Origin of the sequence: Pseudoalteromonas sp. S1650, from assembly GCF_005887195.1 — a bacterium.
GTDB lineage: Bacteria > Pseudomonadota > Gammaproteobacteria > Enterobacterales > Alteromonadaceae > Pseudoalteromonas > Pseudoalteromonas simplex.
The window spans coordinates 103182-122216 of sequence record NZ_PNDF01000021.1 but is presented as its reverse complement, the minus strand read 5'-3'; the positions used below and the strand labels follow the sequence as shown (position 1 = coordinate 122216).

Genomic DNA, 19035 nt, shown 5'->3' with positions numbered 1-19035 from the left:
TTACCTCCTGTGAAATAACGCCATCGTTTCAATATGCCCGGTATGCGGGAACATATTCATAAGCCCAATTTTTTCAATGCTAAAGCCTGCTTGTAAAATAATTGCACTGTCACGGGCTAAAGTAACAGGATCACAAGAGACGTATAAAATCGTTTTAAACTGAGTAAGTGGTAACTGCTCTAAAATAGCCATTGCACCAGTACGTGATGGATCAAGTACTAACACGTCAAGTTCGGCACTAAACCAAGCAGCTGATTGCAGTGATTTTGTTAAATCAAAACAATAAAAATCGGTATTCGACAATGAGTTAGTTTGCGCATTTTGTTTTGCTAATGCAACCGCAGAATCGACCCCTTCAACACCAATAACATATTTAGCATACTTTGCAATCAATAATGAAAAGTTACCAATGCCACAAAACAAATCCAATACCTGCTCATGACCTTGTAAATCAAGCCACTGTTTTGCTTGATACAGCATAGCTTGGTTTACTTGCGGGTTAACTTGAATAAAGTTTTCAAGGCCAAACTCAAAGCGTAAATCATAAGCCGGTATCTGGTAGTACGGCATTGGATGGTCACTGTGATCAATTTCGCCACTGTGTGACTGCCACACAACACGCCAGCTATATTCATCACACGCTGCGACTACAATAGCTTTTAACTCTGCGTTAATGGCTTTGGTATGCCTAATAACCACAAAGGCCGCGTTATCAGCTTCACATAATTGTAAGTGACTAATGCTACTCAGACCTGAATGGCTGTTGATAAGAACATCAAAAACTGAAAAAACGTCTTTAAAAGTGCCGCTCAGCACATCACAGTTTTCTATGCTCACTAATTGTTTAGAACCTTGAGCCCGATACCCTACTCGCATTTTCTTTGCGGCTTTGTCGTGCATTACGGCAATGCGCGCAGAGCGACGATAATGGCGCTCTTCACTAAGCAGAGGTGCTTGCCAATTTAAGTTATCAGCTTTGGCAAACTTGCTAAACAGCTGACTCACCGCCGCTTGCTTCTCAACCAATTGCTGCTCTGCATCAAGGTGCTGTAGCTGACAACCACCACAAACCTGATAATGCTGGCAAAAAGGAGTAACCCTATGCGCTGAGGCTGATAGCACTTTTTTACAATCAGCACTGGCAAAGCGTGCCTTATCTTCAATCAATAATGCTTTTACTTCTTCACCCGGCAAAGCACCATTAACAAAACAGACTTTATTTCCCTGCTTAGCAACTCCCCGTCCTTGGTGATCCATAGCAGTGACATTCAGGGTTAGCATTTTTTGCGAAACGGATTTCTTTTTGGCTTTGAAAATCTGTGCCATTGGGCAACACCTTAATTATTGATAAAGCGGGAGTAAGTATATACTCTTAAACAACGATAATAATGATAACAACATTCTTTATGACTAAATTTGGCTTACGTGACTCAGTCTTAACCCTTACACTTATACCGACTGTGATCATAGGCTTGTTGCTGGGCGGTTATTTTACAATAAATCGTTACATTGAGCTCGATGAAATTTTGTATCAACAGGGCGTGACTATTATTGAGCCCCTCGCCATTGCTGTTGAGCAACCGCTATTAAAGCGTGATAAAGCCTTATTAACTCGCTTAGTTAGTCATACGCACAACAAACACTCCCCTGCTATCCAATCAATTGCTATTTTTGATGAAAACAATGAGTTAGTGATTTTTAGTAAATACCAAAGTGAGTTCAAAGAAATTGTTAGCAGCAATGCAAACAACATGGATGGCATCCAAGTACAAAATTCTGAGCACTATTTAACATTCTCCACTGCCATAATTAATCATAGCCGCCAAGACACGATTTGGAATCATCACAGCTATCAAGCATCACTTGGTACTGTGGTGATCATGCTTAACAAACAACAAGCCATTATTGGCCAGCAACGAGCATTATTGGTCAGTGGCGTAGTGATATTACTCGCGCTCATACTTGCTATCGTATTAGCGTTTAGACTAACTCGCATGTTTATTCAGCCTCTTAATAAGTTAGTACTAGCTACCGACAAGCTTATTGAAGGTAAAGTAGACACTGGACTTGATCAAAAAATGTTTGGTGAGTTTGAGTTATTACGCACAGGTTTAAATACCATTGCAGAAACCATGGTCGTGCAACGTGATGAGATGCAAAAGCACATTGACCAAGCAACCTCTGATTACCGTGAAACACTCGAACAATACGAAACCCAAAATATTCAGTTAAGTATTGCTAAAAAAGATGCACAAGATGCGAACCGAGTAAAATCAGACTTCTTAGCTAAAATGAGTCATGAGTTACGCACACCTTTAAACGGTGTAATTGGTTTTACTCGCCAGCTTTATAAGACTCCGCTGAATAAGCATCAAAAAGATTATCTTGATACCATTGAACTGTCGGCAAATAGTTTACTTACCATTATCAGCGATATTTTAGACTTTTCGAAATTAGAAGCCGGAGCCATGGAGCTTGAGTCAATGCAATTCCAGCTCCGTGACAATATTAATGAAGTTATGACCTTGTTGGCACCAAGTGCTCACGAAAAACAACTTGAACTATCGATATTTATCCACCCACAAGTACCCGACAACTTAACTGGCGACCCGACCCGCTTTAAACAAATTTTAATCAACCTGTTAAGTAATGCCATTAAGTTTACTGAAAAAGGCTCAATCAAAGTTGATGTTGGCTATCGCTTATTAGATGAAGAACGCGCCTCTATTTTAGTGTCTGTCACCGACACTGGTGTAGGCATCCCAATGGATAAACAAGATGCGTTATTTACCCCATTTGGCCAGGCTGACTCTAGTATCACCCGTAAATTTGGTGGCACAGGTCTTGGGCTAATCATCACTAAGCATATTGTTGAAGCGATGAATGGCCGTATCACCCTAAACTCAGCACCTGGTAATGGTACCTGCTTTACGTTCAATGCCGTATTCAGAACGCCAAGTAACTCAATTACCAGTGACTTACCGACTCAATCATTAATTAATAAACGTATTCTTTACCTTGAACCTCACGAGCATACACACCAAGCGACTCTGTCATTGCTCAATGAGTGGCAAGCACGAGTAACTGCCTGCTTAGATGAAGAAAGTTTCTTAGCTGAGATTAACAAAGACTTCAGTTACGATATTTGTATTATCGGTCATACAGCTGCAATTGATGATATGCAACAGCTCAAGAGTTATGTAAAAGCCGTTCGCCCTGTCACTGACTATCTTTACCTTATGCTCAATACAGTTTCGCATAATATGCGCGAAGCCTTTATTGGCAGCGGAGCAGATGCGTGCTTAAGCAAACCACTTAACCACCGTAAATTATGCGAAGTGCTTGCTGCACCTTATCGCCTTGATCACCCTGTACATAACATTGAACAAGGCGATGAAAAACTATTACCGCTAAAAGTACTGGTTGTAGACGATAACGATGCCAACCTTAAACTTATTTGCACCTTGCTTGATGAACAAATAGAACTGATAGATACCGCACACAACGGTTCACAAGCTTACAGCTTAAGTAAAAGCCACAAATATGACTTAATCTTCATGGACATCCAAATGCCAATTATGGATGGTATTACCGCATGTAAACTTATTCGCGAGTCATCTCTTAATGAAGATACCCCTATCATTGCTGTAACCGCTCACGCCCTAGCGGGTGAAAAAGAACAGCTACTTAAGGATGGTTTTAAAGGCTATTTAACCAAACCTATTGATGAAGATATGCTAAAGCAGATAATTAGCGATCATAGTCCACAATCACCGATTAACCGCGAACGCAACAAAGTTCCGGCAATTAATTCAGAGCCTCCATTTGAAAGTGCCCGCTTAGACTGGCAGTTAGCACTACAACGTGCTGGCGGTAAAGAAGAGCTAGCACTAGAAATGCTCAATATGTTATTACTCAGCGTGCCGGAAACCTTGCGTCTGCTCAATGAAGCTATAGAAAAAGAAGATTGTGAACATGTGCTTAGCATTGTGCACAAGTTCCATGGCGCATGTTGTTACACTGGTGTGCCAAAACTTAAATCCCTCGCCGAAACACTCGAGACAGCACTAAAAGGTGATTGCGATTTAAATTACATTGAGCCTGAATTGTTTGAGCTTGTTGATGAGCTAAATAATTTGTTGAGCGATGCTGGAATGCTTGAGCAGCAACGTTAAAAGTTACGAAGGATATCAAGGAAGATTAATGTTTTTTATTTTATTTTTGTTTTTTACATCATTATCGTTCTTTTGGTTCATACTCAGTTCTAAAAAGCTTAGTGGGATGGCAAACGAATACGTAAAAACCAATTACACAGAGCTGTGGCAAACATACGAAAGCCAAGCCAGATTAATGAGAACAAAACCTGACTCAATGGTTATTCATTCAATTAAGAAAGGTGAATTGTCGGCAATAGATGACGCTGTTTTAAAAAGCTTTAAGAAAAAGCATCAATATTTAGTGGTCCTACTCTGCCTTTCCCCTTGGCTATCTTCATTGCTTGCACAATTTATTGTTTATCTGAGTAAATAAAAAACGCGGTGGATATCACATCCACCGCGCTCAGTATTCAAATTTGCTGGCTCTTATTAAAGGCGTCAGCTTAAAGTCTTGCTTCAATCATTAAACGTTTCATATCGCTGACTGCTTTTTCTAAACCATCAATCGCTGCACGGGCAATAATCGCATGACCAATGTTTAACTCATAAATTTCTGGCATTGCCGCAATGGGTTTTACATTGTGGTAATGAAGACCATGACCGGCATTAACGATTAAACCTAGGCTATCGGCATATTGTACACCGCTACGAATACGCTCAAGCTCAGTGTGAAGCTCTTCGTCATTTTCAGCATCAGCATAAGCACCGGTGTGAATTTCAACGTATGGAGCATTACACGCTTTTGCAGCGTCAAGTTGTGCGTTGTCGGCATCTATGAATAACGAGACCTTAATTCCTGCTGCTGTTAGCTTTTCTGTTGCTGCTTTTACTTTTTCAAAATTACCCACAACATCAAGACCACCCTCTGTGGTGAGCTCTTCACGCTTTTCAGGCACTAAACAAACATAAGCAGGTTTCACTTCAAGGGCGATGTCGATCATTTCATCGGTCACTGCAATTTCAAGATTCATACGTGTTTGAATCGTTTTTGCCATCACATATACGTCGCGGTCTTGAATATGACGACGGTCTTCACGCAAATGAATGGTGATACCATCTGCACCAGCATGCTCTGCAACAGCTGCAGCATGCGCAGGATCTGGGTAACTCGTGCCACGCGCTTGGCGTAAAGTGGCAATGTGATCAACGTTTACACCAAGAAGAATATCTTTCATTTTTTTACCTGTTTAAAACAACGATTCAAGGCTGAACATCAGCCTACTTAATAAATAACTCACGGCTTTTTAATGGCTTTTTACCAAGTAAAGGCTTGAGTAAGTATCGACTTAATTGCTTTGCCATATATAACACATCAGGGGCGCTAAAGTCATGAGCTGCTATGGCATTTAATTGCTTTCCTGAAAAACCACTATGGGGGTCGTCATGCAGTAAAAAACCGTATTCAGCAAAGTACTGGTAATTTGCTGCATCGATAATTTCATCACCTTCGGCATCAACACTAAAATCAACGCCATAACCAAGCATTTCAAGTAACTGAAACTCATAAGAGCGAAGCACCGCTTGCAGGTTTTTAGTGGTTGATAATTCACCTAGATGCTGTTTATAAAGATGATAAACACTTTCCATCGGCTCATTGATAGGTACGATACGATTGGTTAATTCGTTCATATAGAAGCCGCAATAAAGCTCGGTACCCTGCAACATAGTTTGCCGGCCATGGGGTTCAAAACGATTAATGTATTTTAAATCAGACTTGCCGTTATATTGTACGAGCAGAGATTGGAAAGGTTGTAATTGTGCTTTATGTTTAGTGGCCTGGCGACCACTAACACGGGCCAGCATTCTCAGCTGACCTACGCCTTCTACCAGCATATCGAGCATGACTTGCGAGTCGCTAAATGGACGTCGGTGCAGCAAGTATGCTGTGTAGAATTCGCTATCCATGGCGTGTAAGACTTTACTTAGTCTTCACCATAGCCAAGGCTACGTAGCGCACGCTCATCGTCGGCCCAGCCAGACTTCACTTTTACCCAAAGTTCTAAAAACACTTTGTTATCAAGCATATCTTCAAGGTCTTTACGAGCTTCACGGCCAATAACTTTCAGCTTTTCGCCTTTATTGCCGATCACCATACGCTTTTGCGTTTCACGCTCAACGAGGATCAAACCATTAATTTGCCAGACACCGTTTTCTTGCCATTTAAACTGCTCGATCTCTACGGTGACTGAATATGGTAACTCATCACCCATAAAGCGCATCAGCTTTTCACGGATCACTTCAGCCGCCATAAAGCGCATTGAACGGTCTGTTACGTAGTCTTCAGGGAAGTAAAACTCACAAAGCGGTAAACGCTTTTTCACTTCATCTTTGATTAAATCAATATTTTTACCCTGCTTCGCAGAGACTGGCATAATAGCCACAAAATCAAATTTACCACCTAAAAACTGCATGTGGGGAAGCACTAAATCACGGTCTTTAACCTGGTCAATTTTATTCATAACTAATAACACTGGGCGACCACTTTGACGTACTTTATTTAGTACCATCTCATCGTCTTCGTTCCAGTGTGTGCCTTCAACCACAAAGATGATAAGTTCGACATCACCAATTGAGCTTGATGCAGCACGGTTCATTAAACGGTTAATAGCGCGTTTTTCTTCGACGTGTAAGCCTGGTGTATCCACATAAACAGCTTGGTATTTACCTTCGGTATGAATACCCATGATACGGTGTCGTGTGGTTTGTGGCTTACGCGAGGTAATAGACACCTTTTGCTCAACAATATAGTTAAGTAAGGTTGATTTACCTACATTTGGGCGGCCAACAATGGCAACCATACCGCAGTGCGTGTCTAGCTCTGCAGGTTCTTTGCTAATTAAATCATCAAGATTCATTTTTAAGTATCTTTAAGGCTTTTTCAGCGGCTTTTTGCTCAGCTTTACGACGCGAGCTACCAACTGAGATAATGCTATCCATCCCTTCAACAATACATTCAACCGTGAATGTTTGATTGTGCGCTTGGCCTTTTGTATCAATTACAGTGTAGCCAGGTAACGATAATTTGCGCGCTTGTAAGTATTCTTGAAGTAATGTTTTTGGATCTTTTTGATTTAAGCCCGGCGAAATTGCATCAAGACGCGACTCGTACCAGCTTAAAATTAACTCACCACATTGCTCAATGTTTGAGTCTAAGAACACCGCACCAATAATCGCCTCAACGGCATCAGCAAGGGTTGATTCACGGCGAAAACCACCGCTTTTAAGCTCACCTGGACCTAAGCGTAAGTAATCGCCTAAGCCAAACTCTAGGCCAAATTCAGCCAACGTTTGACCACGAACTAGGGTCGAACGCATGCGGCTTAAATCACCTTCGCGTGCTTTTGGAAATTTAGTGTAAAGCGCATTCGCAATCACAAAGCTCAAAATCGAATCGCCCAAAAACTCTAAGCGCTCGTTATGTTGACCTTTATGACTGCGGTGCGTCATTGCCTGCTCAAGCAAAGCTTGATCAGTAAATGTATAACCTATTTTGTTGTATAACTCTGTTACGTTTTTTTTCATCGTTACTGAATATTACCTAGGCGTTCAAAACGAACACCAGTTGGAACCCAGCCTGGTAAAAAGTCATCTGGGCCATTCTCAAATTCAAAACTCATCCATATAAAGACGGCTTTACCTACCAAGTTTTCTTTAGGTACAAAGCCCCAAAAGCGACTGTCTTGGCTATTATCACGGTTATCACCCATCATGAAATAATGATCGGCAGGAACAACCCACTCATCAGAGCGTGTACCTGGTTGTTGATAATAACGGCCTTTCATTTCAGGAGCTTGCGGGTTAATTAAAATGTTATGATTCAATGTGCTTAGGTTTTCTTCTAAGCGCACTAAATTCATCGAACCCTGCTTGAACTCGTCACTATTGAGGATTTCCATATCAATTTTGTTGTATTCATTACACAGCAAATCACCTTGCTGCGTTTCACCTTCGGCACATTTTGGCTGAATATAAAGGTGCTTATTGCGATAAACAATTTTATCGCCCGGTAAACCAATCGTACGTTTAATGTAATCTACACGCTCGTCTAATGGGTATTTAAATACCACAATATCACCACGTTCAGGTTCATCAACATCAACTAACTGGCTACGCCAAATTGGGTCTTTGATGCCATATGAGTACTTCTGTACCAAAATGAAGTCACCCACTAATAGGGTTGGCATCATTGAGCCAGATGGAATTTGAAACGGTTCAAAAATGAAAGAGCGAAAAATCGTGATCGCTGCAATCATCGGAAAAATTGACTTAGCCGTTTCAGTGATACTTGGCTCAGGCGCAATTAATGCGGCGGTTTCTTCGTCTAGTTCACCACCTGCTGCATTTTGAGCAAGGGCAATGCGTTGCTGACGCTTTGGCGCATACATAAAGTGGTCAATTAACCAAATTAATCCTGAGCCTAGCGTTAACAACACTAAGAAAATAGAAAAGTAACCCGCCATGCATTAATTCCTTTATTTACTTCTAATTATTTACCAACTTTAAGGATAGCTAAGAATGCATCTTGAGGTACTTCAACGTTACCTAGTTGCTTCATTCGCTTTTTACCTTCTTTTTGTTTTTGTAGCAGTTTCTTCTTACGGCTCACGTCACCACCGTAACATTTTGCGATTACGTTTTTACGTAATTGCTTAACTGTTGTACGGGCAATAACATGCTGACCAATCGCTGCTTGAATCGCAATATCAAACTGCTGACGTGGAATTAAGTCTTTCAGTGCTTCAGCTAACTGACGACCACGTGATTGTGCAATATCACGGTGAACAATAATAGCTAACGCATCAACACGCTCACCATTAATTAATACGTCAACACGTACCATGTCTGAAGCTTGGAAATGCTTGAAGTTATAATCAAGCGATGCAAAACCACGGCTTGTTGATTTTAACTTATCAAAGAAGTCCATGACTACTTCAGCCATCGGTAATTCGTACGTCACCGCAACTTGCTTACCATGGTAGCTCATTTTAGTTTGCATACCACGCTTTTCAACACAAAGCGTAATTACGTTACCTAAAAACTCTTGCGGAACTAATATGTTAGCTTCAACAATTGGCTCACGGATTTCAAGAATATTATTCACTGGCGGTAAGTCAGACGGGTTATCTATCTGTTTAGTTCCGTCTTTAGTCTCTACTTCGTAGATTACTGTTGGCGCAGTGGTAATAAGATCAATGTCGTATTCACGCTCAAGACGCTCTTGAATGATTTCCATGTGTAGCATGCCTAAGAAGCCACAACGGAAACCAAAGCCTAGTGCTGTTGAGTTTTCTGGCTCGAAGAATAACGACGCATCGTTCAAGCTTAATTTATCAAGCGCATCACGGAATGACTCATAGTCATCTGATGAAATTGGGAACATACCTGCATAAACCTGCGGTTTAATGCGTTGGAAGCCCGGTAAACGCTCTGGCGCAGAGTTACGTTGTAAAGTGATGGTATCACCTACAGGTGCACCATGGATTTCTTTAATACCCGCAATAACAAAGCCTACTTCACCGGTTTTTAGGATACCCGTGTTGGTTTGTTTTGGTGTGAAAATACCCACTTTATCTGCGATATGAACTTGATCATTCGACATGATCTTAATTTTATCGCCCGAGCGTAATTCACCATGTTTGATACGTACTAGTGATACAACGCCTTGGTATGGGTCAAACCATGAATCAATAATAAGCGCTTGTAGTGGCTTGTCTTTGTCACCTTCTGGCGGCGGAATATCTTTAACAATAATTTCGAGTACTTCTTCAATACCAATACCCGTTTTAGCACTACATTGCACTGCATCTAGGGCATCGATACCAATGATGTCTTCAATTTCTTCTGCTACACGAAGTGGATCGGCTTGTGGTAAGTCGATTTTATTTAGAACTGGAATAACTTCTAAGTCCATTTCGATTGCTGTGTAGCAGTTAGCTAAAGTTTGAGCTTCTACACCTTGACCCGCATCAACAACTAAAAGTGCACCTTCACAGGCTGCAAGTGAACGTGATACTTCGTATGTGAAGTCAACGTGTCCTGGCGTGTCGATAAAGTTTAACTGGTATGTTTCGCCGTCTTTAGCTTTATAATTTAGCGTTACACTTTGCGCTTTGATGGTAATACCACGCTCACGCTCTATGTCCATTGAGTCTAACACCTGCTGCTGCATTTCACGGTCTGTTAAACCACCACAAACTTGGATAAGACGGTCAGAGAGAGTCGATTTACCATGGTCAATATGGGCGATGATCGAAAAATTACGGATATGCTTCATAAACTGGATTCTAAACTTCTATATAAAATGGACTAAGTGTATAAAGCGACAATTTTACATTTAATTGGCTTTAATCACCATCTATTTGAGTGAAAGGAATAGTAATTGGGTGAATTTTTATTACTTTAATATCATGCTTCAGGCTCTTAACCCTTGATTTTGCTATCGCATAGCCCGTCAAACCACCAATCACGGCGGCTAAAATTTGCCAGCCTTCGGCAAGCGAAAAAGCCGAAAATGCGATTAAAGCAAACCCTAAACTAAACAAAAGGGGTAGCATGTAAACAGCCATAGCGTGTTTAACTAAGTGGCTATCATCGAGTGCTAAAGTTACTTTTTGCCCTACTTGGAGCTCTTTTTCGAAGGTATAAGGAAAGGTTTTTTTAGCTGTTCCAAACAGCTTTGCAAAAACTTGCGAACCACAACGACCATTACAGCCGGCACAGGCTTGCTTTTGTTCTGCTTCTAAATTCGCTGTCGTGCCTTTAACTGACACGACAGTGAGTGTTTGTTCAATCATGATTTAAAGAGGTCGCGCTACCGACTCAGCTATAGCTTTGGCTGTCATAGCTGGGATATTACCAACAACCGATACATCAAAGCTACCACCATTGTGCACATACACAGTCGTTGCACCTGAGGTTAAAGCGCCGCTTGCACGCTTTCCAGGTAACGGTCTTTGAATAAAAACAGACACTTCAACAAACCCATCTGAATATAAATAATAGTCAGCAAGTTCATTATTTAAATCAAGTTTATGGCGATCTGACTTTAATAACTTAAAGCCATCAGGGAGCCAACCAATTTTCCAATCATTCGCTGCGCCGTCACCATCGCTGGCTAAATCGTTAGTCGCAAGGACTGCTGGAAAGTCACGATTTTGCATTTCAACTAACATAGGTGCTGGCTGCTCTGTTACGCTGATATGAGTTAACTGTAACTGCTCAAGCATTTCACCTTTGTGATTCACATAGGCAGATTTAAGTAACAACGATGACTCAGTATCTAGCCAAATCCAGTAGTTATATTTGTATTCATCTTTTGATTCGATACGTACTAACTGTGCTGAGCGCCCTGCAATACGGCCTTTTCCGCCAAGCACAAAATCATAGTGAGCGCTTAGTCGATTAATATCTTTAAAAAGTACTTCAGGAATTGGCCCGGCGATAGAGTCTGTTTTCACTGAATAAGGCTCAGAATGAGGCTCAAAATAGGTCACTTGATCGTCAACGCGCACCATTTCTAGGCCAGCGCCGTTGAGCAAACTTAAATGCTCAAGCTCAATATCGCCTTGTTTTGCATGTAACCAGCGATAGGGTTCCATGGCTTGGCCTTTTACAACCACAAATGATGCGTCAAAGTTGCGAGTATGAACGGCCATAGCCATATCATTTAATAAAGTCTTGGCGGGATTTTCGTCGCTGGCAATGGCTGGAGCCGTTAATACCAGCGACAAAATAAAAGTAAAAACTTTCATTTAATTAGTTTTTTTCCTCGTCTGCATTTTCTGCAGTTTGCGATTTTTCTAGCGAATATGCAACACGTGCTTGACGTTGGTGCTCAAGCACTAATGCACCAATACGCTGTTGTTGTAACTCACGTAAACCTTGCTCTGCATTTTCTAATGCAGGTTGCTCAGATGAGTAACTAACAGGAGAGGCCATACCGGTTAATGGTACAGTTTGTAATGTTGGGATGTCATTTTGTGGCACTTCACTGTTTTGTGGCAAAGTTTGTACGCCCACAATAGCAAACATGGCAACACTAGCAGCAATGGCCACTTGGGCAAATGGACGACGCCAATTAAATGCTACTACGTTATCAGTGCCTGTTGCCGCCACGATTTCTTCGCTTTTTGGTGCCGTTGTTTTATTCGCGAAATCTGCGTAAACAGGTTCTTGCTCTAGTGATTCAGCCACTGCATCTGCAATGTCAAAATTAAAAGCGTTGTTATTTGCCTCAGCACGCATTACATCACCAATCATTGCGTAACGACCAAATGTAGACACATCGTCGTTTGTGATCGCTTGATCAGTTAACTGCTGCTCGCCGTCAAGTAACGCGGACAACTGCTCATTATCCAACTTGTTAACGTCTGCTTTTGTCATACTAAGACTCACCTATTAATGGATTCAATTTATTATCAATCGCCTCACGGGCACGGAAAATACGTGAACGCACCGTTCCCACAGGGCAATCCATAACCACGGCTATTTCTTCATAGCTCATACCTTCAATTTCACGAAGGGTAATCGCGGTTTTTAGATCTTCAGGCAAACTATCAATCGTATTAAAAATTACAGCACGTACTTCGTCACTTAATAACAGGTTTTCTGGCGATGCGTTTGAACGCATTGCATCTGCACTGTCATAAAATTCTGCTTCTTCGGCATCAACATCGTTAGCTGGGGGTTTGCGCCCCTGCGCAACTAAGTAATTTTTAGCACAATTTACGGCGATACGGTACAACCAAGTATAAAAGGCGCTATCACCTCTAAAGTTAGGTAAAGCACGGTAGGCTTTAATAAAAGCTTCCTGTGCGACATCAGCAACATCACCTTGGTTCGATACATAACGTGAAATCAAACCTGCAATTTTATTCTGATATTTTCTAACTAATAGGTTGAAGGCGTTTTTATCTCCTTGCTGGACCCTTTTAACTAGCGCTAAATCCAAATCCTGCTCGCTCATTCGAGCCGGTACTCCTCTGTTTGATTCTTGCTTGCTATTCATATACTCGCCATTGTTTACACAAACTCTGACTGCACCATGAATATAAAAGTTCAGTTTAAAATGATTTTTTTATAAAATAGCACGCAAATAAATTGAGTCATACCAATCTTATTACACGACAACCTCAATAATTGCTTAAGAATCAACGGTTATCTAAATTAAACTCACAATTTAAAACAGCTAACAATAAACTGTTTATGTGACGATAAAACTAATAAGATTGGTATAACGTTTTAAAATGACTAATAGTGTTAAAGCAAATATGGTACATATACGTATACCACATAAAAATTTATTTGCTCAAACTTTTAGCACTACTAGCCGAGCATTGTAACCGCAAAGACCACAGACATGAACCAAAATAAACATCACATTACTGATGTCGCTATCATTGGCAGCGGCGCCGCTGGCCTTTCTCTTGCTTTATCGCTTGCAAATCACTGTAAGGTGACGGTACTTAGTAAAGGCGCATTAACAGAAGGTTCTACCTTATATGCTCAAGGTGGTATTGCAGCAGTATTTGATAAAAAGAATGACAGCATTGAATCTCATGTTGAAGATACTCTCGATGCAGGCGGCGGATTATGTGACCGTGATGCGGTTCACTACACAGCAAGCAATGCTAAAAAATGTTTAAAGTGGCTGATTGAGCAAGGCGTACCTTTTGATATGGAGTTCGATTCAAAAGGTAAAGAACGTTTTCATTTAACTCGCGAAGGTGGTCACAGTCATCGCCGTATTTTACATGCCGCCGATGCCACTGGCCGAGCAGTGCAAACAACCTTAATTAGCCAAGTACAAGCCCACCCTAACATCACCTTGTTAGAAAATTACAATGCCATTGATTTAATCACAGATAAAAGCTTAGCCAAAAAAGGCAAGCATGTTCACGGCTTGTATGTTTGGAACTGTGTTGATAAAAAAGTTGAAACTATCGCTGCCAAGTTCGTATCACTGGCAACAGGTGGCGCAAGTAAAGTGTACCTATATACTTCTAACCCAGATGTATCAAGTGGTGATGGTATCGCAATGGCATGGCGTGCGGGGTGCCGTGTAGCCAATATGGAATTTAACCAATTCCACCCAACAAGTTTGTATCACCCAGAGCTGCAAAACTTTTTGATCACAGAAGCTATGCGCGGTGAAGGAGCGTATTTAAAACGCCCTGATGGTACTCGCTTTATGAAAGACTTTGATGAGCGCGAAGAACTTGCCCCTCGCGATATTGTTGCTCGTGCCATCGATTTTGAAATGAAACGCCTTGGTGCGAATTGTGTGTACCTTGATATTAGCCACAAAGATAAAGATTTTATCATTGAGCACTTCCCAACTATCTACGCAAAATGCTTAAGTGTTGGCCTCGACATTACCAAAGAAGCCATTCCTGTGGTGCCTGCTGCACACTATACCTGCGGCGGTGTTATGACCGACTTTAATGGCCGCACAGATTTAGATAACTTATATGCGGTTGGCGAAGTAGCTTACACAGGCTTACACGGTGCTAATCGTATGGCGAGCAACTCTCTACTTGAGTGCATTGTATTTGCCCATGCAGCCGCGAAAGATATTCTGAGCAAAATCGATGCAAGCCCTGCCCTTGAAGCCTTACCATTATGGGATGAAAGTCGCGTAACAAACTCAGACGAAGAAATCGTTATTACTCACAACTGGCATGAGCTAAGGTTATTTATGTGGGATTACGTGGGTATTGTACGCTCAACAAAACGCTTAGAGCGAGCGCTTCACCGCGTTGAATTACTGCAGCAAGAAATTCACGACTATTACGCAAACTTTAGGGTTACAAATAACTTATTAGAACTTCGAAACCTAGTGCAGGTTGCAGAGCTTATTATTCGCAGCGCCCTTGAGCGTAAAGAAAGTCGTGGTCTTCATTACACGATTGATTACCCAGAGCAAAACGAAAATCCAACACCGACAATTTTAACGCCTAAGTCGGTTGCTGCACTGCAATAATCGCGCGCTTTAAACGCGAGAAACTTTCTTCATCAACACTGGCTGAGCTGATAATCAGCCAGTGTGATTGATAAAACCCAGCTAACCTCAGCACCACAAAATTAGCAAACACATAACTTTTAGCCGTTATTTGGCCTTGTACTTTCAGTTTGTCGTTTACAAATCTAAGCTCTGCTTGCTCTAAAATTATAAAACCCTTTTCAGGTTGTGCTTGTTGGACTTTTTTAAAACTAAGAATGGCTAAGAAAAAGCACGCAAAACAAGCCAACAGCTGAGCGATAACATGCTGATAAGCAAAACATAAAATAATGGCTGTTAAGCAAAAAAAGACCACAAAGGGTTTGTGGTCGGGGGTGTTATTTGTAACGGTAAACCTATACACGAACTCGGTCTAAAATTAACGCAACCATGCCGTTTAGCTCTGGGTCTTTACACTCTTCATGACCCATAAACCATGCGAATAAATCAGGATCATCGCACTCAAGTAAGCGTTGAAAAACAGCTTGCTGTTCTTTTGATAGTGAGTCAAACGCTTCTTCAACGAATGGCATAAATAAAACATCTAGTTCTAACATACCGCGACGGCATGCCCAACGAATACGTTCTTTACTGTGAATTTCAGTCATTTTAAACCTCGTACTTATTTGTCTGCAGTTTACCAAATTGCAATCGAATAAACAGCTATTTAAATTGCTACCCTAACTAAGTTATCATTAGCGCTCATTCATATCGTAAAGAAGGTTTTTATGTCGACTGTTTACGCATGTCCTTTATCTTATTCACTTATCAGCCTAACTGGCAAAGATAAGTTGTCTTACCTTCACGGACAAATTACGCAAGATATCAACAAATTAACTGATGATAACTTCCTTTGGGCTGGCCACTGTAATGCAAAAGGCAAGCTTTGGGGTGTATTTAGGTTGTTTTCACACCTTGATAGCTATTACCTTGCAGGGTCAAAACCTGAGGTAGAGCAATCGCTAGTCGAGTTAAAAAAATATGCGGTATTTTCGCAAGTAGAAATTCAGCAATCTGAAAAACCGCTAATTGGCTTACTAGGTGATGACCTAACAGCGACTCTAGAAACCTTAGCAATTAATTTTGACGACGAGCACAACGCTGTCGATTTTGCTGGCGGTAAAGCGTTAAAGCTTGCAGATAACCGCGTATTGCTTATGGTCAACGACGAGTTTAGCTTACCTGATAACGTCACAGCTCTTGATGATGACGCGTTATGGCAACAGGCAGCTATTGCCGCAGGCGAGCCATCATTAAACAGCGACGCTATTGGCGAATATGTACCGCAAATGGTTAACTTACAAGCGCTTGGTGGTATCAGTTTCAGAAAAGGTTGCTACACAGGGCAAGAAACCGTCGCCCGTATGAAATACCTAGGCAAAAATAAACGTGCTATGTACATAGTTTCGGGCAAAGCTGAAGGCTTACTTGACGAGCTTGAACTCGAAACACAAATGGGCGAAAACTGGCGCCGTGCTGGCAAGCTTATTAGCCAAAGTTTTAATCAACAAACGCAAACCTTAATGGGCCTTGTTGTGCTTCCGAACGATAATGAAGCTGGCCAAATTTTGCGAGCTAAACACCTCCCTCAGGTAGAGTTATCTATTCAAGCTCTGCCTTACTCTCTCGAAGATGAATAAATAGGAATGACTATGATCGTAGCAGCAAACAAAGTGGTAAAAATGCATTATTCAGTATTGGATAATAACAAAAACACCATCGACAACTCTTTCGATGGCGAGCCACTGGTGTTTATCGTTGGCACGGGTTTCTTAATTCCAGGCCTCGAAAATGCGCTATTAGGTAAAGAAGCGGGCGACACATTCAGCGTAACTGTTGAGCCAGAGCAAGGCTATGGTGAGCGTCACGATGACCTAATGCAAGCAGTACCAAAATCAATGTTTGAAGGTATGGAAATTGAAGTGGGTATGCAGTTCCGCGCTACGACTGACGCTGGCGACCAATCAGTGATGATCATCGAAATTCAAGACGAAGACGTTATTGTAGATGGTAACCACCCACTTTCAGGTATTACCCTTCATTTTGATGTTGAAGTACTTGAAGTACGCGATGCAACTGAAGAAGAATTAGCACATGGTCATGTGCACGGTGAAGGTGGTTGTGGTCACAGCCACTAAACCATTACTATAAAAAAAGCGCCACTGGCGCTTTTCTTATATCTGTTCGACTACTTCTTCTGTATCCACAGAAGCGTCTGTCACAGGTTCAGCAATATGTTCTCTAAGCGCAGCCAGTAAACCTTCTTGGTCATTGGTTCCTAAGCGATAGTGCGTGCCGTCTTTCATTGCCAATTCAACAGCACTAAATCCAGATACACTGTAAACCCAGCCATCATGGGTGATACGCAGACCAATACCATGACGAAATGAATTACTTACCGCTCGAACAGATTCAATCTCATCAAAAGTCACGGTTTTTCCAAATACACCCGGACCGAATGCCCAGCTTACTGTTTTATCGCTCACCTTAATCGTTAAACCATGAAACAAAAAGGCCACCAGCACTAAGATAGCGCTAAACACCATAAGAGGAATATCTGCACCAATTAAGTTCCAAGCTAAGGCAATGAAGGCGCCAATCCAGCCTAAAATAACAAAAATAAAAATAGCGTACTGTTTATGTTGATACATTCTGAAGTATTCTCTTAAAAGCTATAAACAAAGGTTGCACTCAGCTCAGAATCGTACTTGAGCTTATCTTCCTCTGGTTTTGAGTTATAGCGATACATGTAAGTAAATTTGAGTGATACATCACCCATAATTTTGCTGATCAGGGATGTTTCTGACTTTAAACGCGAGTTTAACCCTGACAATGATTGTTCATAACTGACATCTTGATTAAAGCGAGTGCGAGCAGAAACCGTACGCTCCCACTGCAGCGCTAGACGAAGCAGATAACCGGTTTTTGTTTCATCTTCTTCTGTTGCAGTCTCTTGATCAGCCACCGAGCGGTATAAACCAGGGCCCACATCGATATCGACTTTATTCTTGCTGCCTTGGTAAATGCGGTTACCGTAACCCGTCGCTATGGTGCTCTTAAACTCAAGACCACTAAACTTATCTCGCTCGTAGTCACCGTAAATGAAAAATGACTCATTTTTCACATTTAGCTTATAGTTACCTTGGCCTGATACAAAAATACGGTCAGCAGAAACTTCTTCATCACCGGTTTCTTCATTACGGTCACGTTTGTATAAAGTATCGAGCTTAAATTGGTTACGCCACTTTTCGAAATCTTGGTAAAGGTTACCTTTAAGTTTGAAACTAGTTGAGTTGGTATTACCGCGGCTTACCATAAAACCAAACTCCATATCTCCGTACAGCAACTCGCCTTTATGAATTTTATGGATTTCTTCTTCTGATAATTGCCCGTACTCATGAAAGTCTTCAAACGGATCAACAGCAAAAGCCTGCCAACTGCAAACTAGCAGGGCGGGCAAAATAATTCGTTTTATTGAATTAAAACAACTAAAAGTAGAGTCAAACATCGGCTGGAGAGTTATTCGCTATCTTTCCAAAGAATGTGGCAAAACGGTGCATCTTTGTCTCGGCTAATTAAAATTTTCGCAAACAAGATATCTTGATTGTCGAATTCAAGTCCTACTAAGACTTGCACAAATAGCTCAGGTTCAATTTCTAGTGCAACAAAATCTTGCCACTGCTCGTCAGGCTCACCTTCTTCAATAAAGCCAAGCTCTTCTCTGTGCTCGTTAAAATCAGCAATATCTTGCTCGCTTAAATTATCAGGCGCTAATTCTAAAAAGATATCATAAGCCTGATGAGTTACTTCTTCTTCACTGTATAAGCGTGGACCAGCCATTCCTTAAACCTCTGCACATGTGTATCGCTTTGAATCTGG

The 19035-nt window shown here is 41.4% G+C and carries 21 protein-coding genes; 5 read left to right on the top strand and 16 right to left on the bottom strand.

The window, feature by feature from the left end:
• Positions 1–1326: a 23S rRNA (uracil(1939)-C(5))-methyltransferase RlmD gene (rlmD, locus tag CWB80_RS07235; RefSeq protein WP_138600280.1), complete on the bottom strand. Its 1326-nt coding sequence runs from the start codon at positions 1324–1326 to the stop codon at positions 1–3.
• An 80-nt stretch (positions 1327–1406) separates the two neighbouring features.
• Between rlmD and barA the strand changes: the two genes are divergently transcribed.
• Entirely contained in the window at positions 1407–4175 is a 2769-nt protein-coding gene (gene barA, locus CWB80_RS07230; RefSeq protein WP_138600321.1) for a two-component sensor histidine kinase BarA, read from the top strand.
• 28 nt (positions 4176–4203) lie between these two features.
• Positions 4204–4530 (top strand): hypothetical protein, encoded by a 327-nt coding sequence (locus CWB80_RS07225; RefSeq protein ID WP_138600278.1) that lies wholly within the window; start codon positions 4204–4206, stop codon positions 4528–4530.
• A 70-nt stretch (positions 4531–4600) separates the two neighbouring features.
• On the opposite strand, the gene pdxJ is transcribed toward CWB80_RS07225, so the two are convergent.
• The 10 genes from pdxJ to rpoE all read right to left on the bottom strand — a co-directional run bounded on the left by pdxJ (position 4601) and on the right by rpoE (position 13122).
• A complete protein-coding gene (pdxJ, locus tag CWB80_RS07220; RefSeq protein ID WP_054554340.1) occupies positions 4601–5332 on the bottom strand; it encodes a pyridoxine 5'-phosphate synthase in 732 nt (243 codons plus the stop codon).
• 43 nt (positions 5333–5375) lie between these two features.
• Positions 5376–6062 carry a DNA repair protein RecO gene (gene recO, locus CWB80_RS07215; protein ID WP_138600276.1) on the bottom strand — a complete coding sequence of 229 codons (687 nt, stop codon included), beginning with the start codon at positions 6060–6062 and terminating at the stop codon, positions 5376–5378.
• 17 nt (positions 6063–6079) lie between these two features.
• Positions 6080–7012, bottom strand: coding sequence for a GTPase Era (gene era, locus CWB80_RS07210; RefSeq protein WP_054554338.1), 933 nt, complete (start codon positions 7010–7012; stop codon positions 6080–6082).
• Entirely contained in the window at positions 7002–7679 is a 678-nt protein-coding gene (gene rnc / locus CWB80_RS07205; RefSeq protein WP_054554337.1) for a ribonuclease III, read from the bottom strand. The genes era and rnc overlap by 11 nt, the downstream gene beginning before the upstream one ends.
• A 2-nt stretch (positions 7680–7681) precedes the next feature.
• Positions 7682–8617, bottom strand: a complete 936-nt coding sequence (gene lepB / locus CWB80_RS07200) for a signal peptidase I (protein ID WP_054554336.1) — start codon at positions 8615–8617, stop codon at positions 7682–7684.
• Between the two features lie 26 nt (positions 8618–8643).
• A complete protein-coding gene (gene lepA, locus CWB80_RS07195) occupies positions 8644–10431 on the bottom strand; it encodes a translation elongation factor 4 (RefSeq protein WP_054554335.1) in 1788 nt (595 codons plus the stop codon).
• Positions 10432–10501: 70 nt separating this feature from the next.
• Positions 10502–10951, bottom strand: a complete 450-nt coding sequence (locus CWB80_RS07190) for a SoxR reducing system RseC family protein (protein WP_054554334.1) — start codon at positions 10949–10951, stop codon at positions 10502–10504.
• Positions 10952–10954: 3 nt separating this feature from the next.
• The gene (locus CWB80_RS07185; protein ID WP_054554333.1) at positions 10955–11908 is read right to left on the bottom strand and encodes a MucB/RseB C-terminal domain-containing protein; all 954 of its coding nucleotides are present in this window, start codon (positions 11906–11908) and stop codon (positions 10955–10957) included.
• Between the two features lie 4 nt (positions 11909–11912).
• Positions 11913–12539, bottom strand: coding sequence for a sigma-E factor negative regulatory protein (locus CWB80_RS07180; RefSeq protein ID WP_138600274.1), 627 nt, complete (start codon positions 12537–12539; stop codon positions 11913–11915).
• A gap of 1 nt (position 12540) precedes the next feature.
• On the bottom strand, positions 12541–13122 hold the full coding sequence (rpoE, locus tag CWB80_RS07175; protein ID WP_036969086.1) for an RNA polymerase sigma factor RpoE: 582 nt from the start codon (positions 13120–13122) through the stop codon (positions 12541–12543).
• A 393-nt stretch (positions 13123–13515) separates the two neighbouring features.
• On the opposite strand from rpoE, the gene nadB reads away from it, so the two are divergent.
• The gene (nadB, locus tag CWB80_RS07170) at positions 13516–15138 is read left to right on the top strand and encodes an L-aspartate oxidase (RefSeq protein ID WP_054554331.1); all 1623 of its coding nucleotides are present in this window, start codon (positions 13516–13518) and stop codon (positions 15136–15138) included.
• On the opposite strand, the gene CWB80_RS07165 is transcribed toward nadB, so the two are convergent.
• Positions 15113–15520: a protein YgfX gene (locus CWB80_RS07165; protein WP_138600272.1), complete on the bottom strand. Its 408-nt coding sequence runs from the start codon at positions 15518–15520 to the stop codon at positions 15113–15115. The two genes, nadB and CWB80_RS07165, sit on opposite strands and share 26 nt — an antisense overlap.
• Positions 15513–15764, bottom strand: a complete 252-nt coding sequence (locus CWB80_RS07160) for an FAD assembly factor SdhE (protein WP_054562257.1) — start codon at positions 15762–15764, stop codon at positions 15513–15515. Before CWB80_RS07160 ends, CWB80_RS07165 begins: the two co-directional genes overlap by 8 nt.
• A gap of 120 nt (positions 15765–15884) precedes the next feature.
• On the opposite strand from CWB80_RS07160, the gene ygfZ reads away from it, so the two are divergent.
• The gene (gene ygfZ / locus CWB80_RS07155; protein ID WP_138600270.1) at positions 15885–16796 is read left to right on the top strand and encodes a tRNA-modifying protein YgfZ; all 912 of its coding nucleotides are present in this window, start codon (positions 15885–15887) and stop codon (positions 16794–16796) included.
• A 12-nt stretch (positions 16797–16808) separates the two neighbouring features.
• Positions 16809–17294, top strand: coding sequence for an FKBP-type peptidyl-prolyl cis-trans isomerase (locus CWB80_RS07150; protein ID WP_054554327.1), 486 nt, complete (start codon positions 16809–16811; stop codon positions 17292–17294).
• A 36-nt stretch (positions 17295–17330) separates the two neighbouring features.
• Here CWB80_RS07150 and CWB80_RS07145 read toward each other — a convergent pair whose 3' ends face one another.
• The 3 genes from CWB80_RS07145 to CWB80_RS07135 are packed head-to-tail and all read right to left on the bottom strand — an operon-like array spanning position 17331 to position 18996.
• Positions 17331–17807 (bottom strand): hypothetical protein, encoded by a 477-nt coding sequence (locus CWB80_RS07145; RefSeq protein ID WP_138600268.1) that lies wholly within the window; start codon positions 17805–17807, stop codon positions 17331–17333.
• Positions 17808–17821: 14 nt separating this feature from the next.
• Positions 17822–18616, bottom strand: a complete 795-nt coding sequence (locus tag CWB80_RS07140) for a DUF481 domain-containing protein (protein WP_370316364.1) — start codon at positions 18614–18616, stop codon at positions 17822–17824.
• A gap of 59 nt (positions 18617–18675) precedes the next feature.
• Positions 18676–18996, bottom strand: coding sequence for an HI1450 family dsDNA-mimic protein (locus tag CWB80_RS07135; RefSeq protein ID WP_054554325.1), 321 nt, complete (start codon positions 18994–18996; stop codon positions 18676–18678).
• Between the last annotated feature and the right edge of the window lie 39 nt (positions 18997–19035).

What these genes read in the sequence shown, in the direction of transcription:
- rlmD (WP_138600280.1), bottom strand. Translation starts at nt 1,326, where the DNA reads ATGGCACAGATTTTCAAAGCCAAAAAGAAATCCGTTTCGCAAAAAATG.
- barA (WP_138600321.1), top strand. Translation starts at nt 1,407, where the DNA reads ATGACTAAATTTGGCTTACGTGACTCAGTCTTAACCCTTACACTTATA.
- CWB80_RS07225 (WP_138600278.1), top strand. Translation starts at nt 4,204, where the DNA reads ATGTTTTTTATTTTATTTTTGTTTTTTACATCATTATCGTTCTTTTGG.
- pdxJ (WP_054554340.1), bottom strand. Translation starts at nt 5,332, where the DNA reads ATGAAAGATATTCTTCTTGGTGTAAACGTTGATCACATTGCCACTTTA.
- recO (WP_138600276.1), bottom strand. Translation starts at nt 6,062, where the DNA reads ATGGATAGCGAATTCTACACAGCATACTTGCTGCACCGACGTCCATTT.
- era (WP_054554338.1), bottom strand. Translation starts at nt 7,012, where the DNA reads ATGAATCTTGATGATTTAATTAGCAAAGAACCTGCAGAGCTAGACACG.
- rnc (WP_054554337.1), bottom strand. Translation starts at nt 7,679, where the DNA reads ATGAAAAAAAACGTAACAGAGTTATACAACAAAATAGGTTATACATTT.
- lepB (WP_054554336.1), bottom strand. Translation starts at nt 8,617, where the DNA reads ATGGCGGGTTACTTTTCTATTTTCTTAGTGTTGTTAACGCTAGGCTCA.
- lepA (WP_054554335.1), bottom strand. Translation starts at nt 10,431, where the DNA reads ATGAAGCATATCCGTAATTTTTCGATCATCGCCCATATTGACCATGGT.
- CWB80_RS07190 (WP_054554334.1), bottom strand. Translation starts at nt 10,951, where the DNA reads ATGATTGAACAAACACTCACTGTCGTGTCAGTTAAAGGCACGACAGCG.
- CWB80_RS07185 (WP_054554333.1), bottom strand. Translation starts at nt 11,908, where the DNA reads ATGAAAGTTTTTACTTTTATTTTGTCGCTGGTATTAACGGCTCCAGCC.
- CWB80_RS07180 (WP_138600274.1), bottom strand. Translation starts at nt 12,539, where the DNA reads ATGACAAAAGCAGACGTTAACAAGTTGGATAATGAGCAGTTGTCCGCG.
- rpoE (WP_036969086.1), bottom strand. Translation starts at nt 13,122, where the DNA reads ATGAGCGAGCAGGATTTGGATTTAGCGCTAGTTAAAAGGGTCCAGCAA.
- nadB (WP_054554331.1), top strand. Translation starts at nt 13,516, where the DNA reads ATGAACCAAAATAAACATCACATTACTGATGTCGCTATCATTGGCAGC.
- CWB80_RS07160 (WP_054562257.1), bottom strand. Translation starts at nt 15,764, where the DNA reads ATGACTGAAATTCACAGTAAAGAACGTATTCGTTGGGCATGCCGTCGC.
- ygfZ (WP_138600270.1), top strand. Translation starts at nt 15,885, where the DNA reads ATGTCGACTGTTTACGCATGTCCTTTATCTTATTCACTTATCAGCCTA.
- CWB80_RS07150 (WP_054554327.1), top strand. Translation starts at nt 16,809, where the DNA reads ATGATCGTAGCAGCAAACAAAGTGGTAAAAATGCATTATTCAGTATTG.
- CWB80_RS07145 (WP_138600268.1), bottom strand. Translation starts at nt 17,807, where the DNA reads ATGTATCAACATAAACAGTACGCTATTTTTATTTTTGTTATTTTAGGC.
- CWB80_RS07135 (WP_054554325.1), bottom strand. Translation starts at nt 18,996, where the DNA reads ATGGCTGGTCCACGCTTATACAGTGAAGAAGAAGTAACTCATCAGGCT.